The 18,313-nt window shown below is 56.5% G+C and carries 14 protein-coding genes and 2 pseudogenes; 11 read left to right on the plus strand and 5 right to left on the minus strand.

All coding sequences use genetic code 11. From position 1 onward, the window contains the following. Nucleotides 1-273: 273 nt before the first annotated feature. The 8 genes and pseudogenes from HUK73_RS16375 to HUK73_RS27220 all read left to right on the plus strand — a co-directional run. Nucleotides 274-369: pseudogene (locus HUK73_RS16375) on the plus strand (helix-turn-helix domain-containing protein); the annotation flags it as partial. Further along, entirely contained in the window at nucleotides 370-1,743 is a 1,374-nt protein-coding gene (locus HUK73_RS16380) for a hypothetical protein (RefSeq protein WP_176593110.1), read from the plus strand. A 1,007-nt stretch (nucleotides 1,744-2,750) separates the two neighbouring features. After that, a complete protein-coding gene (locus HUK73_RS16385; RefSeq protein ID WP_176593111.1) occupies nucleotides 2,751-3,011 on the plus strand; it encodes a single-stranded DNA-binding protein in 261 nt (86 codons plus the stop codon). A gap of 60 nt (nucleotides 3,012-3,071) precedes the next feature. Then, a complete protein-coding gene (locus HUK73_RS16390; protein ID WP_176591545.1) occupies nucleotides 3,072-4,625 on the plus strand; it encodes an ISL3 family transposase in 1,554 nt (517 codons plus the stop codon). Then, complete coding sequence (locus HUK73_RS27215; RefSeq protein ID WP_369805538.1) at nucleotides 4,622-4,804, plus strand: single-stranded DNA-binding protein; 183 nt, start codon at nucleotides 4,622-4,624, stop codon at nucleotides 4,802-4,804. The genes HUK73_RS16390 and HUK73_RS27215 overlap by 4 nt, the downstream gene beginning before the upstream one ends. Nucleotides 4,805-5,103: 299 nt before the next feature. Beyond that, nucleotides 5,104-5,319: a hypothetical protein gene (locus HUK73_RS26830; protein WP_255326392.1), complete on the plus strand. Its 216-nt coding sequence runs from the start codon at nucleotides 5,104-5,106 to the stop codon at nucleotides 5,317-5,319. A 76-nt stretch (nucleotides 5,320-5,395) separates the two neighbouring features. Beyond that, nucleotides 5,396-5,890 carry a hypothetical protein gene (locus tag HUK73_RS26835; protein ID WP_255326393.1) on the plus strand — a complete coding sequence of 165 codons (495 nt, stop codon included), beginning with the start codon at nucleotides 5,396-5,398 and terminating at the stop codon, nucleotides 5,888-5,890. 375 nt (nucleotides 5,891-6,265) lie between these two features. Continuing rightward, nucleotides 6,266-6,325, plus strand: a pseudogene (locus HUK73_RS27220) (hypothetical protein); the annotation flags it as partial. Nucleotides 6,326-6,577: 252 nt separating this feature from the next. On the opposite strand, the gene HUK73_RS16405 reads toward HUK73_RS27220, so the two are convergent. Then, nucleotides 6,578-8,206: a transposase gene (locus HUK73_RS16405; RefSeq protein ID WP_218036409.1), complete on the minus strand. Its 1,629-nt coding sequence runs from the start codon at nucleotides 8,204-8,206 to the stop codon at nucleotides 6,578-6,580. 265 nt (nucleotides 8,207-8,471) lie between these two features. Further along, nucleotides 8,472-10,100, minus strand: coding sequence for a transposase (locus HUK73_RS16410; RefSeq protein WP_218036409.1), 1,629 nt, complete (start codon nucleotides 10,098-10,100; stop codon nucleotides 8,472-8,474). A 182-nt stretch (nucleotides 10,101-10,282) separates the two neighbouring features. On the opposite strand from HUK73_RS16410, the gene HUK73_RS16415 reads away from it, so the two are divergent. Both HUK73_RS16415 and HUK73_RS16420 read left to right on the plus strand, forming a co-directional pair. Then, a complete protein-coding gene (locus HUK73_RS16415; RefSeq protein WP_176593112.1) occupies nucleotides 10,283-11,410 on the plus strand; it encodes a site-specific integrase in 1,128 nt (375 codons plus the stop codon). Next, nucleotides 11,407-12,585 carry a site-specific integrase gene (locus tag HUK73_RS16420; protein WP_176593113.1) on the plus strand — a complete coding sequence of 393 codons (1,179 nt, stop codon included), beginning with the start codon at nucleotides 11,407-11,409 and terminating at the stop codon, nucleotides 12,583-12,585. The genes HUK73_RS16415 and HUK73_RS16420 overlap by 4 nt, the downstream gene beginning before the upstream one ends. A 191-nt stretch (nucleotides 12,586-12,776) precedes the next feature. Here HUK73_RS16420 and HUK73_RS26545 read toward each other — a convergent pair whose 3' ends face one another. Genes HUK73_RS26545 through HUK73_RS16435 form a run of 3 tightly spaced genes read right to left on the minus strand, consistent with a single transcriptional unit; the run spans nucleotide 12,777 to nucleotide 17,579 of the window. Beyond that, entirely contained in the window at nucleotides 12,777-14,600 is a 1,824-nt protein-coding gene (locus tag HUK73_RS26545; RefSeq protein ID WP_218036629.1) for a hypothetical protein, read from the minus strand. Nucleotides 14,601-14,646: 46 nt separating this feature from the next. Then, the gene (locus HUK73_RS16430; RefSeq protein ID WP_176593114.1) at nucleotides 14,647-16,734 is read right to left on the minus strand and encodes a DEAD/DEAH box helicase; all 2,088 of its coding nucleotides are present in this window, start codon (nucleotides 16,732-16,734) and stop codon (nucleotides 14,647-14,649) included. Beyond that, nucleotides 16,731-17,579: a DUF1837 domain-containing protein gene (locus HUK73_RS16435; RefSeq protein WP_176593115.1), complete on the minus strand. Its 849-nt coding sequence runs from the start codon at nucleotides 17,577-17,579 to the stop codon at nucleotides 16,731-16,733. Before HUK73_RS16435 ends, HUK73_RS16430 begins: the two co-directional genes overlap by 4 nt. A gap of 290 nt (nucleotides 17,580-17,869) precedes the next feature. Between HUK73_RS16435 and HUK73_RS16440 the strand changes: the two genes are divergently transcribed. Further along, a complete protein-coding gene (locus HUK73_RS16440) occupies nucleotides 17,870-18,289 on the plus strand; it encodes a very short patch repair endonuclease (protein WP_176593116.1) in 420 nt (139 codons plus the stop codon). Nucleotides 18,290-18,313: the final 24 nt, after the last annotated feature.

Here is an 18,313-nt window from a genome sequence, read left to right on the forward strand (position 1 = left end):
CAGGATCGGTCCTGGTGGATGCAGGGCAGACGAACCGAGGAGACCCATGGCCTCAACCGCCGCTCGTCCAGAATGGTATCGTCGACCTTGAGCTCTTATCCGCCGCAAGCGGAATCTTGGTGCAGCTCCTTACGCAGCTGACCGTATATAAGGTGGACCGGGTTCGGCAACGAGCCGCGTCATGCAAACGAGCTCATAACCTGGATCCAAAGCAACAATGCGAAGGAGTTAGTTCATGTCGCCCTGACTAAGCCTCTTGACCCTCCTCATATAAGGGTCTCGCCAGCGGAAGCTGCCAGGCAACTCGGCATAGGGCGATCTACCATCTACCGCGAAATGCGTCGCCTCGGCGTAGAAAGGCCTGCCTGAATGTCCAGCACGAAATCCACCCACGATCTTTCCGGCCTGATCAAATATGCGGGCCGTGCGCCTTGGGACGAGGCGATGGACGAAATGCTGTCCGCGCATTTTGGCCCGGCATGCGAGGCGACGGGCCTTGAGCCTGACGGCATATTCGACATCATCGGCGACCATTGGGAAGGGTCGCTATGGGGCTGCGCCTTCGAGGATCTGCTCGCGCAGGAATGGGAACCGGACGGCCACAATCTGGTCGATGACTATCTCAAGCGGCGTGGGTGGAATGAAAAGGCGCCAAACAAGGCCTATATGCGTGCCCTGCGCCATGCGGTCATGTCGCTCTATGAAGTCAGCGAAGTCATACCCGGCCAGTCTATGACCCTGCGCGATCTGTTGCGCGACACCGCCCCGGTGACCGTGCAGGAACGCAGTGCAACCCGGACCCTTGTTAACTGGGACAGGATCGCCGCGCGGGTTGTCGAGGTTAACGGGCGCTACGGCATTTCCGGTGCGCTGTTGTCATTCAGCGCGGATGGAGCCGCTCAACTCGTTGATGCGTTCGATAGGCTGTTCACCGAACCGGCGGACGATGACGAATTTGATGTGTCCGATCGAGATGCACTGCTGCGTGCCTCTGCGCCGATGTTCACCAATATCTGGCTGCTGGACAGCTTGGGCCAGGCCGCGCCCGGTTCTGAGCCGGAACTGGTCAATGCCGATGGCGATGACATCGTATTCCATCGGATCGTCTTCCCGCTGGCAAAGGGCGTGATCGGCAAGAGCGTGGTCCGAAGGCTGAACGCGGCACCTTGGCTCGAACCAGCCAACGACAGTTTTTGGAACTGGTTGGCACCGGCGGCACAGAGCAGGAAGCCGCAAGAGACTAAAGGTAAACAGGCCCTCGTCACAACCATGGATGACGGCACGCCGGTCTTTGCCAATGTGGAACTGACAGAACGCAAACTGATCATCGAAGTGAACAGCGCCGCCCGCGCAGAACGAGCGATAGAGCAGATGCGTGAATGGCTAGGCGATTGTCTCGATGCACCCATGACCGAAATCCGAACGCTGGCCCAGCTTATGGCTGAGGAGGCCAAAGGCGGCCCGCAGAGCGAAGCGCTGGATATCCCACCCCACGAGTTGGAGCGGATTGTCCACGACATGCTGACACGGGAATATGCAAAAACGCTCGATGAACCGGTCCCGGCCCTTGGCCACAAGACCCCACGCGCTTTGGCCGGCACCAAGGCGGGGCGTGGAAAAGTGGCGGATTGGCTCAAATATATTGAAAGCGGTGCAGCAAAAACAGGCGTCGCCGATCCCATGGCGACCTATGACTTCACATGGATGTGGGAAGAACTGGGACTGATTGAACTCCGGCGTTGACGGCCCTCGTATCCCGGTTCTTGCATTGTTCCGCCTTAGCGTTGTCTAGCGGACCATCCACGCTATGCCCTCAACGAGCAAATGGTTATGGATTAAAGGAGCATATCACGTTCTGTGACGTGATTGACTCTGCCGCTTGATGACACCCATGATCGTGCGGTATACTCTTCCCTGGCACATTTCAGGCGAAAATCTGGTGTTATTGGGGTCTTGCGATCTGAGGTAAAAGTCTACCGATCTTGGGTAATTTTTGTCTCGCGAACTCGGGTAATTGCAGCCAGATTCAGTCAGAGTCTTGCGATCTCCGGAAAACGACAATAACACTGCCTACAGGGACAGTTGTGGTATTGCTATTAACATAATTCTTATTCACCCCACTTTTTGCTCCCATTGAGTGCGGCGCACGACAGCATTTTTCGTATGTCAAGAAGCTCATAACGGCAGCGATCAACGGCCGACGCCTGACCATTTCCGTGACCAGAAAATGGGGGACTTGGACATCGTGCTGAAGCGCGACGACGCCATGATTGCGGGTATCGAGACCAACGCATCGGCGACAGTGGGATCGGGCGATTTTTGGGGGTTTGGGCACGCTGGCGGAGGCGTAGGGTGACCGCTTCGCTGCTGTATGATAGCGGCGAGATTATCCCCAGCGGCGATCGCCTGGCTGCAGTTCCTTTATCTTCCCTGTGGGGGTTGAGCGGGCAAATGTGAGGTCGATGAATTTGACCTGGGCACCTTAGAAAGCCGGTCAGCTTGATCGCCCGCGATCAGTCTTGAGTCTCCATTGGTTCTAGCAGCCTTTCCGCCTTTGACGTGACACCTGCGGCGAGACGCTCGCTGATCACAACCCCTTCCGGGCGCCCGTGTTGCCGCTGCGCGGCGGCCCGCGCCAGCACCCTCCAGGGGTTCCCCTGCGCTGCGCTCCGGTGTGATCCGCCACCGCACGCCGCTCATTCGGTGTCACCGGCGGGAAGGCTGCCGGAACCAACGAAGGAGACAGTATCATGAACGTCGTCAACCTGACCGGCCGCGTCGCCAAGGATCCCGAAATCCGCAACAACGTCACCACCCTTATCGTGGCCACCGACCGGGTGAAGCTCAAGGACGGTAAGACCTACGTTGACGAGGCCACCGGCTACACCTCCAAGACCACCGAATTCCACAAGGTCACCTGCTTCAACGGCATGGGCCGGGCCGCCGCGACGCGCGCAAAAGGCGCCGTCGTCGCGATCAGCGTGTCAACCGGCGCGCAAAGTTGGCTCTGACTCATATTTGATGCAATTGGCAGGTAGGGTTTGGTTGATTTTCCAAGGAGGATCAGCAGCATGCCTCGTCGATTGCGTAATGGAGCGTTGGTGCCAGCGGGCCTGGTGGTAGAACAGGTCGACAATGCTGGAGCGGTGATGGAAATCGCGGTTCGTTCAGCAAAGCCATATTCTCGGTGCCCAAGCTGCGACGTTAAGGCGGCGGCGGTGCATAGCCATTATTCCCGGCGGTTGGGTGACCTTCCGCTGGCCGGCCGATCCGTTCGTCTGGTTCTCAATGCGCGGAGATTCCGCTGTCGGACAGCAAACTGTGCCAGACGTATTTTCGCCGAGCGCTTCGACACCGAGGTTGTGGAACCTTGGGCGCGCCGAACCAGTAGGCTCGGTTTGCTGGTCTTTCATCTCGGCTTGGCACTTGGCGGTCGGCCCGGCGCTCGTTTTGCCAATCGGCTGATGGCGCCCGTCAGCAAGGATACGCTGCTGCGGTCGATCCGTCGCCGTGGCCGTCCTGAACATGCTGCACCCACGGTGGTCGGCATTGATGATTGGGCATGGCGGCGCAATCAGCGTTACGGCACAATTATCTGCGATCTCGAACGGCGTAGGCCGATCCGTTTGCTCCCCGATCGCGAGCCTGCCACCGCACGCGGCTGGCTCGTGGGACAACAGCAGATTGAGGTCGTCGCCCGGGACCGCGGAGGTGGATATGCGTTAGCCGCCGCCCAGGCCCTTCCCCACGCCCAGCAAGTGGCTGATCGTTGGCATCTGATGGAAAATGCCAGCCACGCCTTTCTCGATGCGGTTCGCTGCTCGATGCGCGAAATCCGTACGGCGATCGGCACGACCATCGTTAATCCGGACCTGCTCACGGCGGCGGAACGCTTGCAATATGAGGGCTATCTTCGCCGACAGGAAAACAACGAAATCATTTTGAAGCAGGCAAAATCTGGGCTCGGTATCAAGGAGATCGTTCGCCGGACCGGGCGCAGCCGAGGTTATGTGCGGGCTGTGTTGCGTGGTCAGCGGACCGATATCTTCCGTACTCGGGAAAACTCCCTTGAAGCCTGGTTGCCTTGGCTCGATGCGGAATGGGCTGGTGGCCAGCGCAACGCTGCACAGCTTTGGCGGCAGATGCGACAGCAGGGCTTCGGGGGCTCGCTTCGGGTAGTGACCGAATGGGCAACGCGGAAGCGGCGGGCGGAAAAAGCGGAGGGATTGCACCGGGTTCCGTCAGCTCGAACCATCGCGCGGCTGATGATGGTAGAGCGCGAAGCTCTTTCGAGAGCTGAAACGATCACCGTCGCGGCGATCGAGGAATCCGTCCCCGAACTCGTCGAGGCACGCGACATCACCGACGCCTTCCATGTCATGCTGCGGAAGAAAGCGGCCTCCTCTCTCGATGCCTGGCTCGAAAGAGCGCGTCAAAGCCTGGTGAACTCCTTCGCCCGCGGCATGACCAAGGACATCGACGCCGTTCGGGCCGCGATCGCCTCGAACTGGTCAAACGGGCAGACCGAAGGCCAGATCACCAAGCTCAAGCTCGTCAAGCGGCAGATGTACGGCCGAGCCAAGCTTGACCTCCTGGAGGCCAGACTGATCGCGGCTGCGACATGATCTCCGTCATCAAAATTGCGTCAGAGCCAATTTTAGACGCCGATCACCCCGCTAAGGGGGTCAATTTTGCACGCCGCTCCACAATCAGCGGTTCCCTCCATTATTCGATCTGGGAAGATCGCGATGGCAAGACCCGCTATGGCTGCGAGATCATCGCCGACAAGCTGGATTTCTTCTGAGCGATCTGGGCGGCGCAACGGCGCCGCCCACTTTCAGGCGGAACGTCACTGTGCGCGATCGTGGAAAGCGGCGCTGCCCGCTTCGCACAGACCGTTTGTGTACTCTATCGGCGCCCCCTGTGACCCGCTATATCCTAGCTCGTGCGAAGGCCGATCAACGGCCTTGCCGGCGCTGATTATGGACAGCCGGTTTCGGCTGGGCGGGATGCGTGACGGGTTGATTTCAGATGAGGTCGGACGAGGAATGAACTGGTACACACTGCAGGAAAGGTTGCAAGCGTAGACGGAGGATCACCGCAGTGGCGGACATCGACTATGCCCGCGTCATCCATTCCGCGTCCCCTCGGCGCCTGCAAGGCAAGACCCAGATTCTCAATCTGGGCGACAGCGATTTCTATCGGATGCGGTTGACCCATTCACTGGAGGTCGCCCAGATAGCGGGCGGCATAACCCGTCCGTTCAGGCAGGACTTTTCCGACCATCCGGCCATCCCGCATCTACCGATCATAGCCTGATCCAGGTGGCCGGAATGACCCATGATCTGGGCATCCGCCCTTCGGGCGTGGCGAGGAAGTCGCGCTCAATTATTGCATGCGCGACGCGGGCGGCTTCGAGGGAAACGGCCAGACCTTGCGCATCCTCTCCAGCCTCGAAAATTTCCCGGCCGGGGCAGGGGCCAATCTCATGCGCCGGACCCTGCTCGGCATCCTCAAATATCCCGTTTCTTTCTCCCAGGCGTTTAACCCTGCCTGCGCTCCCCGGCTCAACCTCAAGCCCACCGCGATCAGCATCACCTGCCGCGCGGCATCGAAGCCGCCCAGTTGCTATCTCAATACCGAGGCGCAGGTTGTGCAATGGATATTGGCGCCTCTTTCCAGCGCCGACCGAGCGGCGTTCGTCGCGCTGAAAACGCAGACCGACAAGCACCACAAGGCCCTTCATAAATCGTTCGATTGCAGCATCATGGAGGTGGCCGATGACATCGGTTTGGCGTCCCTGATCTTGAGGACGCACTGGCGTTCTTGCTCATCCGCGAGGAGGCATTCCGGTCGCTGGTGCCCGAGGAGAAATGCGCCTCCTTCCTGACCGAGCTCAAGCAGAAATATCCCGGCGAGTCCGAGAATAATGTGTACGAGAAAATGGTCGCAACCCTCTTCGGCGAAGGGGGGGGAACGCAAGTGCTGCATCAGCCGCATGGTCCACCACCTGATCACCCATTGCCGGATCGACACACTGGCGGAATTTGAGGAGCCGTTTATCCGCAACAGGGCCGCGATGCAGGTGGGACCGGCACGGTTCATGAGTGCCCTGAAGGAGGCTGTTTCAGAGCGCCGGTTTGCAGCAACTGGAGTTCTAGGGGTAGAAAATGGTGGTCTCGGTCTTCGAGGCGTTGGCCTCTGAACCCGAGACGCTTTTGCCCTCCGAACAGCGCACGCTGGTGCGGGAGGGGAGGACGTTCCCAGGGTCATTTGCGACTATATTGCGGGTATGACGGACGGAGCTTTTGCTGAAGGCCTATGACCGGCTTTTCAGTCCCGGGATGGGGTCGATTTTCAACCAGTTCTGAGCTTACGCCGCTAACGGGATGTGTAAAGATTCTGGCATTCTCTTTGCGCGTTTTTCGGACGTGTAAAGGCTTCGACAGTTCGGGGTGTCGTGATGGCTATTTGGTCCCCAATGCGGTCCAAAGAAAGAACAAAATGGATTTCCGGCCGACGCCGAGAAGACGGGTCGTGCGCGCTCACGCGGTAAGCGGGGCAAACTCCCGGGCGGTCAGGCGGGAGCGGCGCTGACGAGGTCCGGCAGCCATGGAACGGATGGCGCGCCGGGAACGGCGAAGCGATCACCGAGGAATTGGTAGAAGGAGACGCCAAGCTTGGCACAGGTTTTGATCAGGCCGAGCATGATGTCGCGAGCGATCCGTCCTTGTTCGCTAACGGTGCCACCGGAAATTTTGCGCTTGGTGACAAAGCTGCGGATATCGTTTTCCGAACCGTTGGTATGCAACGGGATTTCGGGACGTGTCAGAACGCGCAGGAGATCGTTTTTCTGGCGGTAGAGGCGTGCCAATTGCCGATCGAGCATCACAAAGCCGGTTTTGCGGGCAAAGATCCGGTCAAAACGAACCCTGAGGGCACGGCCCCGTTTGGGATCCGGATGCTTTTGCCAGGCTTTGAGATCGGCGTAGAACCACCAGATCAACGTGCGGATGAGTTCGAGCGCTTCACGATCTTTCTTCGAGCGGGGATGGAGTTTGTGGACCAGCCTTTCTGCATGTACCCAGCACAACGCATGGTTGCTGCCGACGCGGAACTGACCGGCGCCATCGGAGACGATAGCTGTGTCGCCGAGCAGACCTTGTTCGCAAAGGGCGCCCCATAGCGCGCCTTCGGTCGCGACCTTGGTGGGATCGGGCGTGACGCTCAACTTGTCAAAGCCCAGCGCGCAAAGATGCGCCTGCCACGCCTCGGGGCTCTCAAAATGCTTGGCTTCGTGGGCTTCCAGCACGGCAATCGGTTCGGACGCGAGGTTCATCTCGCGCATTTTGGCTAGCGCTTCGTCGTTGACGACAAAATGGCTGATGCCCGCCTGAAGAAGATTGAGAAAATTGCGCCGCGATTTGGAAAAGCTGCTGCGAAACACCGCGAAGCGCCGATCCCCAAGATGGGTGACATACCCATTCTTGCGAGCATGCGGAGCGGAAGTGTCGTCGACATTGATCCATTGCGCCGTGGAAATCCCCGTGGCTAAAATCGCCCGATCTTCGGCAACCAGATCGTCGAGCCCACGGCTGAGCAGTCGTACGACCTGGCGTTTGGAAATGGCCAAACCCATCCCGTTCAACATCGAGCACAGCCGTTCGCTGGTGATCTGACCTTGGAAATGACCCGCCGTGATAAAGCGCCGTAGCTCGGGGCCAAAGCCTCCCAAAATGCCCGCCGGCAACTCTGCTGCGATCCGCTTACCATCAGGACCCCGCCAAATCTCGCGACGATAGCGGATGACGTCAACTTCAAGCCGAAGATCCTGCACCAAGACGTCTTCGTAACCCTTGAAACGTGAGCCATCAGGAACTGCCGCTTTCAGCGTCACATCCCGGCTGACGGTGAGCTTCGATTGCACCGCCCCACGCCTCCGCTTGCTCCGCTTCTTCCCCGGTGTCGGTGACGTCGACTTCTCCATCCCCGATGGCTTCGACTTGAAGCGGGGACGCGGCGGATCGCCCTTCAATCGCGCAATCTCGTCCCGTAATGCCTGGATCTCCAGCTTGTCAGCCGCCCTCTCGATCAGCAGATCCTGGTTCGTCGCTTCCAGACGGTCGCAACGCTCAACCAGCGCAGCAACAACCCGACGAATATCCTCCTCGCCTCTTGTACCGCCAATGTCGTTGCCCGAAGTCATCGGCAGTGTGAATCACGCCAAACCAACCTTGTCCAGTCCCCCTGCCCGGAAATTTGCCCCGCTTACGCTCACGCGCGGCTAAACCCCTACTAGAAAAGGGTTTTCGTGCCATGAACGGCCAGTTTCTGACCGCCTCCAACGTCCCCAAAACCGCTGCCTATTGACAGCACACCCCACGCACCACGGTGCCTAAGAAGATAGAAAATAACAAGAAAAACAATGATATAGAGATTTCCGAAAGTAAGCGGGGCAAACTCCCGGGCGGTCAGGCGGGAGCGGCGCTGACGAGGTCCGGCAGCCATGGAACGGATGGCGCGCCGGGAACGGCGAAGCGATCACCGAGGAATTGGTAGAAGGAGACGCCAAGCTTGGCACAGGTTTTGATCAGGCCGAGCATGATGTCGCGAGCGATCCGTCCTTGTTCGCTAACGGTGCCACCGGAAATTTTGCGCTTGGTGACAAAGCTGCGGATATCGTTTTCCGAACCGTTGGTATGCAACGGGATTTCGGGACGTGTCAGAACGCGCAGGAGATCGTTTTTCTGGCGGTAGAGGCGTGCCAATTGCCGATCGAGCATCACAAAGCCGGTTTTGCGGGCAAAGATCCGGTCAAAACGAACCCTGAGGGCACGGCCCCGTTTGGGATCCGGATGCTTTTGCCAGGCTTTGAGATCGGCGTAGAACCACCAGATCAACGTGCGGATGAGTTCGAGCGCTTCACGATCTTTCTTCGAGCGGGGATGGAGTTTGTGGACCAGCCTTTCTGCATGTACCCAGCACAACGCATGGTTGCTGCCGACGCGGAACTGACCGGCGCCATCGGAGACGATAGCTGTGTCGCCGAGCAGACCTTGTTCGCAAAGGGCGCCCCATAGCGCGCCTTCGGTCGCGACCTTGGTGGGATCGGGCGTGACGCTCAACTTGTCAAAGCCCAGCGCGCAAAGATGCGCCTGCCACGCCTCGGGGCTCTCAAAATGCTTGGCTTCGTGGGCTTCCAGCACGGCAATCGGTTCGGACGCGAGGTTCATCTCGCGCATTTTGGCTAGCGCTTCGTCGTTGACGACAAAATGGCTGATGCCCGCCTGAAGAAGATTGAGAAAATTGCGCCGCGATTTGGAAAAGCTGCTGCGAAACACCGCGAAGCGCCGATCCCCAAGATGGGTGACATACCCATTCTTGCGAGCATGCGGAGCGGAAGTGTCGTCGACATTGATCCATTGCGCCGTGGAAATCCCCGTGGCTAAAATCGCCCGATCTTCGGCAACCAGATCGTCGAGCCCACGGCTGAGCAGTCGTACGACCTGGCGTTTGGAAATGGCCAAACCCATCCCGTTCAACATCGAGCACAGCCGTTCGCTGGTGATCTGACCTTGGAAATGACCCGCCGTGATAAAGCGCCGTAGCTCGGGGCCAAAGCCTCCCAAAATGCCCGCCGGCAACTCTGCTGCGATCCGCTTACCATCAGGACCCCGCCAAATCTCGCGACGATAGCGGATGACGTCAACTTCAAGCCGAAGATCCTGCACCAAGACGTCTTCGTAACCCTTGAAACGTGAGCCATCAGGAACTGCCGCTTTCAGCGTCACATCCCGGCTGACGGTGAGCTTCGATTGCACCGCCCCACGCCTCCGCTTGCTCCGCTTCTTCCCCGGTGTCGGTGACGTCGACTTCTCCATCCCCGATGGCTTCGACTTGAAGCGGGGACGCGGCGGATCGCCCTTCAATCGCGCAATCTCGTCCCGTAATGCCTGGATCTCCAGCTTGTCAGCCGCCCTCTCGATCAGCAGATCCTGGTTCGTCGCTTCCAGACGGTCGCAACGCTCAACCAGCGCAGCAACAACCCGACGAATATCCTCCTCGCCTCTTGTACCGCCAATGTCGTTGCCCGAAGTCATCGGCAGTGTGAATCACGCCAAACCAACCTTGTCCAGTCCCCCTGCCCGGAAATTTGCCCCGCTTACTTTCCGAAAGCCGGGCGTTAGCCCTAACATCCGGCTCTGCTGAAGGCTGTTTGCTTACGGATTTTCAGCCTTTTGCCAGCGAATCGAAGCGGTTCGCGAAGAGCAAAGGTGGCCATATGCTTACGGATGGAAATCTCGCCCGTCGCTCGACCCTCGAAGCAGGCATACATTGGGACAGCGAATTGCCCGGTTTCGGCCTGCGCGTGTATAAATCGGGGCGCAAACGCTGGATCGTGCAACTGCGGCAGCGGCGCGTTTCCCGCCGTATCACCCTTGGCGACCCGGCAAAGCTGCCCGCCACGGAAGCCCGCCAGGAGGCTCGAGCCTTGCTGGCCGAGAACGCTTTGGATGGCCTTCCCGTCCGCAAGCCCCGTACTGTGCGCGCCGATCCCTGGTTCGATGCCTATGTTGCGGAATTCTGGCGGGACTATTCCAGCCATTGGAAGCCCTCTACCCAGGTTCGCAACCGGCAGGCGATCGACAGGACGTTGCTCCCCTGGTTCGGCCGTCGTCACATCGGAACCATCACCCGAGCCGATGTCTTTGCATGGCGCGATAGCCTGGTTGACCGGCAGGGCATCTTCAATCGCGACCTCCCCGTCCTTGCCGCCATGCTCGGCTATGCCGAAAAGCTGGGCTACCGGCCGAAGGACTCCAATCCCTGCAAGGGGGTGCCGCGTTACAAGCGTCAGCTCCCGGAACGCTTCCTGACCAGCAGGGAGTATCGGCGCCTTTGGGCCGTCCTGACCGAGTTTGAATCCGATAATGTCGAGGCTGTGGCCGCGATCCGCCTGCTGATTTTCACGGGCGCGAGAAAGTCGGAAATAACCACTCTGCGCCGCGAATGGCTCGATCCGCCCTACGCCAATCTGCCAGACAGCAAAACCGGTCCGAAGCGCCTTTATCTGAACCGGCAGGCGCTGGCGATCCTTGATGCGAGGAAAGGGGAGGGGGAAGGCCCGGTCTTGCCGATGTTGGATGCCAAGGTGCATGTTCTCCCCTATGTGTGGGAGGACATCAGGCGACGCGCCGCCATTCCCGATGTTCGCCTTCACGATCTGCGCCATAGTTTCGCGTCCGTGGGCATCACGGATGGCATGTCCCTGATGCGCGTGGGGAAGCTTCTCGGGCATGCCCTGCCAGAAACGACGGTTCGCTATGCCCATCTGGCGGACACGGCCATTGCCGACGCCGCCGCCCGCGTTTCCGGTTCGATCGCCGCAGCCTTGGGGCTGCGGCCATGAACGCGGTTTCGTTGCGCGCGATCCTCGCGCGGGAGCTTGCTGCGGTCGGCATTGTCGATCGCGGTGATCTCGCCGCCCACAGCCGCCCTCGCTTCATGCGCTGGTCGGCCAAGCAACCGGGCTTTGGCGTCCGGATATATCGATCCGGCAAGAGGGTCTACGTCGTGCAGGTGCGGATGCAGGGCGTGGTCCGTACCGTCACCATTTGTAATGCGGCATTTATTTCCGAGCATGTCGCCCTCGACGTGGCCCGCCGTGTCATTCTGCGCGCTCAGGTCGGAGAGAATCCGGCCGAGCAGCGCAAGCGCACCCGCTCGCTCCCGCCCTTCGATCGCTTCCTTGAGCGATATTGGCAGCAGGCCTCGCCCTCGTGGAAGCCCTCGACGCGCGTCGCGCACGACAAATATCGTAGCTATCACCTCGACGGCGCTTTTGCTGGAAAGACGATCGATGCGATCGACACGGCAGACGTAACGGCGTGGTACGCTGCTGTTGCCGACAATGCGGGACCAGGCGCGGCCAATCGCACGCTTGATATTCTCAGGGCCATGCTCAACAGGGCGGAGGAATGGGGCGCACGCCCACCGGGGTCCAATCCCTGCCGATCGATCCGGAGATATAAGGGCCGGAAGATCGAACGGCATTTGACCCAAGCGGAATTCGAGCGGCTGGGCAAAGTGCTGGACCGGCAAAAGGTGGAAAGGCCAATCCACACGGCGGCGGTCTATTTGCTGTTGCTGACCGGGTGCCGCTTATCGGAAATCATCAATCTCACATGGGGCGAGGTCAAGGGTCATCGGTTGAAGTTGACCGATAGCAAGACAGGCCCGCGTACCGTCTGGCTGGGCGAAGATGCCCGCGCGATCCTTGACCAGCTGGAGCGGGGGAAGGGAGCGGACCTTGTGTTCCGCAGCCCGACCACCGGAGGCGCGATCAACCTCAGCTTTCTCTGGACCACCGTCCGCAAGGAAGCTGGGCTAGGCTTGATACGCCTTCATGACATCCGCCACAGCTTCGCCAGTCGGGGGGCCGGGATGTGCGAGACGCTGCCGATGATCGGCAAGCTGCTCGGCCACAGCAGTATCAAGAGTACCGCCCGCTATGCGCATCTGGATGATTCCGACGCCACGGAGGCCGCCCAGCGGATAGGCGACCTGATCGAGGCGATGATTTGAAAGGAAAGTAAGATAGGTAGGTTAGAGAAGGACGTGATGCTGACACGGATTTTCAAGAGCCAACGGACTATGAAGTTCTCGTGGAGTGGACGGATAACGGATGCAGTCTTACGGGATGCATTAACCGCGTCAGAGCCATTTGTTCGTTGCCAATTCAAGGTTGGACTGATTCAGACCGATCGAAATCCAATCTACGGTTGACAAACTACAAACCCTACAGCTCCCATTTCTGCACATGCTGAGTAATAGTTTGTCAGTAACCAAAATAGCTGAACGAAATGCGCGGAAGGGCGACCGCCAGACGCAATCTCCGTAAAAGCATCTTGGACGGCCTGCTTGCTGAGCGAAGAAGTAACGATATATACGTGCCTGACCGCGTCTGGAGCCCACCGAATTTCATCGATTTTTTGGCGAATTTCTACTATCTCCCCACCGCGAATGATCTTACAAATCTCCGTGGCCACGCCACTACCGCTGGTGTAATTTCCCGCCCAGCCCTGATATTTCGCCTCCATTGCATCGGCGGCAAGAGTTAGTCGACCTAAATTTTTTTGGGCTTGGCTCACAGAAACATGAAATGCCGACGCTCCAAGAGTTAGAGTTCCGTGCTTTCCATGATAAAAGCTCACACTTGGCGGTCGGGACTGCGTGTTAAGACCTATAAAATCGGCCCACTCGTCACCGAGGTCGTCACAAATTAGAACGTCATCCCCCACTGCGATTTCATCTGCAATTTGACGGAATACACTGCCCTCACCAAACTGTTCTTGGCCAATTTCGAATTCCCCTTTTTCGCTTGTAGCTGATCCTAGTAGGAGTGAAGGTAGGAGGTGCCGTAAGAAATTAGCGCCTCCGTCCTGCATAGCTTCATTACGGAATACTTCGCCTTCCAAATAGGCTATGGTAGGATCGGTAAAGAGGATCGTGAATAAATTCTCGCGATCGAGGTAGCGCACGAACGCCTTTCGATCCTCATCATCACCAACCGGAAATTCAGTGTGTTCGACCTCTATTCCGACGACTTGAGGCATATTTAGGGCGCGAAGTGCAATCCTAGTTTTCGTCATGCGGATCGTGCCTATATTTCGAGCACCGCGTTTAATCCGAAAATCTGGCCTACCGGGTCTAACCGGAAATACCTCTCCAATAGCTGCTAGGATATCTTCCACTTCGGCCACGGTGAGTTGTGTGAAATTGCCGGTCGTAGGGTCCTTCCGAACTAGGCGAATAAGCGGCGTCTCCGCCAAGAGCAGTTCAGAAAGCTGAGGTGTGTCAAGAGCGAACGTAATTGGAGTAGTGTCAGGGGGGAGCGCGTCCAGGCCCAAGCGCCGTGCGAAGTTTCGGATGAAGCGGGCATTGGTTGCGCCGCCTGCCTCTAACTGGTCCATTACTTCTGCGGCCCATTCAATGGCTATCGCCGCATCCCCTTTATCACTGCGCTTGGCAATTCGCCCTGTTCCCGGTGTTGCAGAGAAAAATCCGTCAGCCCGCGCTACGCTATATCCTTGTGCAAAGAAGCCGTTAGCGCTTGCGAGAGGCATCGCCTCCTCAAGGTTGTTGGCTTCCACTGTTTTTGCTCGAACGCCCTGTTTCGATTGCGATGTGCTTTTGACACGAACCTTCTCAAAAATAGCCTCTGCGGTAGCGATTGCAGCCTCCACACTACCGGGGTTAGCTCGCGCAAGATGGCGACCTTTGAAGGTCGTCGGCAATTCGAGGCCTGATTTAAAAATGGCGATATGACTGGCTCGCTCAACGATAAGTAAAAAGCCATGAACGCGATCAAACGCCATCTTCTCCGCTGTTAAGAAACCGGCGGCTCGCTCGTGTGAAAAGCAGATGGCTGAAATCACGCTGCCATCATGGGCTTCTCGGACGTGGCGAAATAGGTTGGTGGATGGCTTTCGCGAACCGCTGCGCAAACTCGTAAAGAGGCGTTCGACGACGGCGGCATTTATTGGCTTTTGGCATGAAAAAAAATTTGCGGTAGTGCCAATTATGAGATCATCAATCATTGGGAAGCCTTACTGAAGATTTACATGATTCTATCTGAGTGTAATTCTACCGTGGAATGGCATCTGCTATCCATTGCCGTTCCATTGCCGACATTTGTGATTGCTCATTTAGGGCGATCGCACGGAGTCTGGTCCCCAAAGTCGTGACAGTGTCGCCATTACGCAGAAATCTCTCGGATATCTGAATTGGAACGCCTTGTTCCTCAAGGATTTTCAGGCTTTCGTCGCGAAACCATCTAGGCAGTTCTGCTAAAATCAGCGAATAATCTAATGTTCGCGACGGCATGTTAATTTTCGCAAATAGCTCAACCACCGCAAAGTATTCGGGTAAACTGAATTCAGCTGCACGGAGAAACTTAAAAACGTTATCAATCCTCTGCGGTAGTCCTTTATAACTCTCCGAGTGCCAATGGTAAAATTCCTTCATAGTCGCGCTTTGTCTCAATTTGCTGATGTATAAGGCGAGTTGGCGAGCCGATCCACATCCAAAAACTTGTGCCTTCGTCACTTTGCAAATAACTTCACAAGTCGCAGCGAGATTATCGTATGAGGGTCTGCCGCTCCACGCGATCGCGGCTCGAGCGCGCACGGCGGCCCCTACAGCAGCTCGCAGCCCGACTAGCGTCTCTACTCCTAATCCTGAGAATCGACGTATCTGATGAGGTTCTAAACCTACTCTCTCTGCCATGTCTGCAAGGCGGTCAGACACAACTGGAGAAAGGTCTACATCGTCCATATGGACGACGAATTCGTCGGGGGCCTGTTCAGGATCGCCGAAGAGTGGCGCCGTTACCTCGACGTCTTCATGATCGGGAGGTTCATGGAATAGATAAACTTGACCTACGTGGTGCTTTCCTAGCCTTCCGGCGCGACCTCTAATGTTTGAAAACGTAAAAAAGTCATAGGGGCGGTTCGCAATTGTTTTGTCATAAATCATGACTGACTTGGCTGCGGTGTTTACTCCTTCAATCAAGGTCGAAGTGCAAATTAGGACCGGTATTTTTCTGTCGTTAAAAAGTTTAACAAACCGGGAGGCGAGTGCCCTTGGGATGCGGCCGTGGTGAATACCAATCCCCGCTGCAACTGCCTCGGAAAGTTCCCATTTTCCTCCATAATTATCTGCCATCCATTTGGATAGAGCAGTTCCATTGCCAAGCTTGGTTCCATTCTCGACTATGTCGCTGGCAAGTTTGTTCGCCTTGTCTGGTGACGAGACGAAAACTAACGCAGGCCAATTGGACTGCATCTTAATTTCTTGGTGTAGGCGAACATCTTTATTGGAAACGGATTTGAGGTCGATCGTATCAACGGCGACTGTGGAAAATCGGGTTCTTAGGAATTCGAATCTCCATCGGCTACCTTCTGATGTTAAGACCCCATCAATGTTTGGCCCTAAAAAGAAAAACTGACGAGCTTTGCTGAGAAGTTTATAGACTGCGGCGTTTAGCGTCACCGATCTATCGTCTTTTCGGTGAGGATCGAGCTTGTAGAATTCGTCAACGACGACGAGATCGAGGGTACCTAGGTCATCGCGGTTGATCAACCTTTCCTGAGTTCCCAGAAAAATGACCTTTTCGCGACTTGCCTTCTCGGAATGATGCATTAATACGTCAAATGTCTCACCAAACCTAGTGATGAGGCGTCTTCGGAATTCATCGAGCAGAGCAATAGTGGGCAGGACAATTGCCACTCGCCGGAATTTTGGTTGATATAGAAGAGCATCAATCAGAATACTTTTACCGAAGCTTGTGGGCGCGCTCAATATAAGGTTTTTGCCGCTTGCTAGAGTGTGAAGGGCCGATAATTGTTCGCGATGGAGGGTTAGACCTAGGCCGGGAATCGTCGCACGCTCTGCGGCCAGTTCATCTTGGGCCGATGCCGATGAACGATCAATATAGTTCCATAAGCCAACGGAACGTGCCAGAGCACTAAACGCCTCGCTGAAAGATTGAAGCTCATTTCGGCGGGCCATTAGATCGGCAAGGCGCGGTATTGTCGCGAGAAGTTCAGGGTCATCCGCCGGAGCGTTTTGAATCCGGTTCGACGCATCTTGCAAGATCGAAAAGACGTCACCTTTCAAATCAAACTCATTCTTCTGAGCAAGTTCTATCCAGTTGGTATTTGAGATACTCATTGCAGCCCCTTAAGGCGATTGTCGAACGAGCTAACGAATTCCTTTTTGCTAGCCAAGGGAATGTAGGCTAAGACAAGTTTTAATTTTGTGGGAAGTCCACTTGCGGATAGCTTAGTTTCTATTGCTTCAAGTTCACCGATGGCTGCTTCAAAATAGCTTTGGCCATGTTCTTTTGCCGCTGACACAGCCTTACTATCGCACAATATTCCTACTACAAATACTGCATTCTTTATCAGCGTATCTAGGCTTTCTTGTCTGCTGAAAAGCTGCATAATTTCATCATATCGCGGTGTGGATTTCGGTATTTGTGGGCCAAGAAGCAATTTTTGATTGGAAAGGAAGCCTTCATCAATGTGAAGCTTTATCGATTTGATCGCGTCCGCAATCGCTGATGCACCGGACTTGAAAAGCTTGGACTCGCCTAACCAAATCTGAACCGATCCATCGCTCGGAAACCGGGCGTGTACCATATCGAATGCCTTGACCACGTCATTGGACGCAGATTTGTAAAACACTCGCGGCGACAACGGAATTGTTTTGAAAAAATCGCGGCATATCGCGTGTAGCGCAATTTCGCCAGCTTCACCCCGAGAAGCATATTTTGTGCTAGTGTAAACTCTAACTGCCGCCTGGTTCAATTTTACTAACACGTTCCCATGGTCAAATCGTAATTCTTCTTCGGGAAGCGCATAATCGGGTAGCCATTCGGCCAAATGAAATGCGAATTGCTTACAGCGCCACTCGCCCAACTCAAAGCCTGCACAATACAGGCGGGTATGAGGGTTCTCGATTTTTCGATGCAGGCGCTTTAAGAAGCGTTGCGGTTTTTGATCGTAAATACTCAAATGCACCCCCTTGCCCTCTAAAGAAAATGCATAAGTTGAGTACGTTGGCTAGAGGGTTTCTACACCGAAACGATATGGAGGCGCATGAGAGTGTGTTTTAATGGATTGAAGTTCTCTATGTGTTCTCATTGAAGCATGTTGGGAGCGGGCTGAGGGTGAAGGCAATTCCAGGGTTCAGTGGGCACCATGAAGGCCGAGGACCGCTAACCGCGCCCGGCTTAGATCATGTTTCCTGCCTCTGAGCTGCGGTTTTTCTCCCACTCTCCCGTCATCAGCGCTATTACCATTCTGTGGTCGATCGAATAACGCCGGAAGCGCGAAGCGCCAATATGAGCCGTGTGCGGAACAAGAACACCAAGCCGGAGCTTTTGGTGCGAAGCGTTTTGCATCGAGCAGGGTATCGTTTCCGCCTTCATCTAGATGACCTTGCGGGCTCTCCCGACATCGTGCTGCCCAAATATCAGACGGCAATTTTTGTACACGGCTGCTTTTGGCACGGGCATGAAGGCTGTCGCCGATCCAAGCTGCCCGCCACTCGCATAGAATTTTGGCGGGCCAAGATCGAACGCAACAAGGAGCGAGACCTTACCGCCAAGCAGGAGTTGACCGTGCTAGGCTTTAAGGTGGTGACTCTTTGGGAGTGCGAGCTTAAACCTGCGTCCGCGATCTTGAGTAGGGTGGATAGTGTGACCGGGCGGGGCGAACTTTGAAGGGACTAAGCAAAGAATTAGAGG

The sequence above is a fragment of the Sphingobium sp. EM0848 genome (genome assembly GCF_013375555.1).
Classification (GTDB): domain Bacteria; phylum Pseudomonadota; class Alphaproteobacteria; order Sphingomonadales; family Sphingomonadaceae; genus Sphingobium.

Bases quoted from the DNA above. Each gene is read 5' to 3' on its own strand.
- HUK73_RS16405 (WP_218036409.1), bottom strand. From the start codon at position 8,206: ATGACTTCGGGCAACGACATTGGCGGTACAAGAGGCGAGGAGGATATT.
- HUK73_RS16415 (WP_176593112.1), top strand. From the start codon at position 10,283: ATGCTTACGGATGGAAATCTCGCCCGTCGCTCGACCCTCGAAGCAGGC.
- HUK73_RS16385 (WP_176593111.1), top strand. From the start codon at position 2,751: ATGAACGTCGTCAACCTGACCGGCCGCGTCGCCAAGGATCCCGAAATC.
- HUK73_RS16410 (WP_218036409.1), bottom strand. From the start codon at position 10,100: ATGACTTCGGGCAACGACATTGGCGGTACAAGAGGCGAGGAGGATATT.
- HUK73_RS16380 (WP_176593110.1), top strand. From the start codon at position 370: ATGTCCAGCACGAAATCCACCCACGATCTTTCCGGCCTGATCAAATAT.
- HUK73_RS27215 (WP_369805538.1), top strand. From the start codon at position 4,622: ATGATCTCCGTCATCAAAATTGCGTCAGAGCCAATTTTAGACGCCGAT.
- HUK73_RS26545 (WP_218036629.1), bottom strand. From the start codon at position 14,600: ATGATTGATGATCTCATAATTGGCACTACCGCAAATTTTTTTTCATGC.
- HUK73_RS16430 (WP_176593114.1), bottom strand. From the start codon at position 16,734: ATGAGTATCTCAAATACCAACTGGATAGAACTTGCTCAGAAGAATGAG.
- HUK73_RS16420 (WP_176593113.1), top strand. From the start codon at position 11,407: ATGAACGCGGTTTCGTTGCGCGCGATCCTCGCGCGGGAGCTTGCTGCG.
- HUK73_RS16390 (WP_176591545.1), top strand. From the start codon at position 3,072: ATGCCTCGTCGATTGCGTAATGGAGCGTTGGTGCCAGCGGGCCTGGTG.
- HUK73_RS26835 (WP_255326393.1), top strand. From the start codon at position 5,396: ATGCGCGACGCGGGCGGCTTCGAGGGAAACGGCCAGACCTTGCGCATC.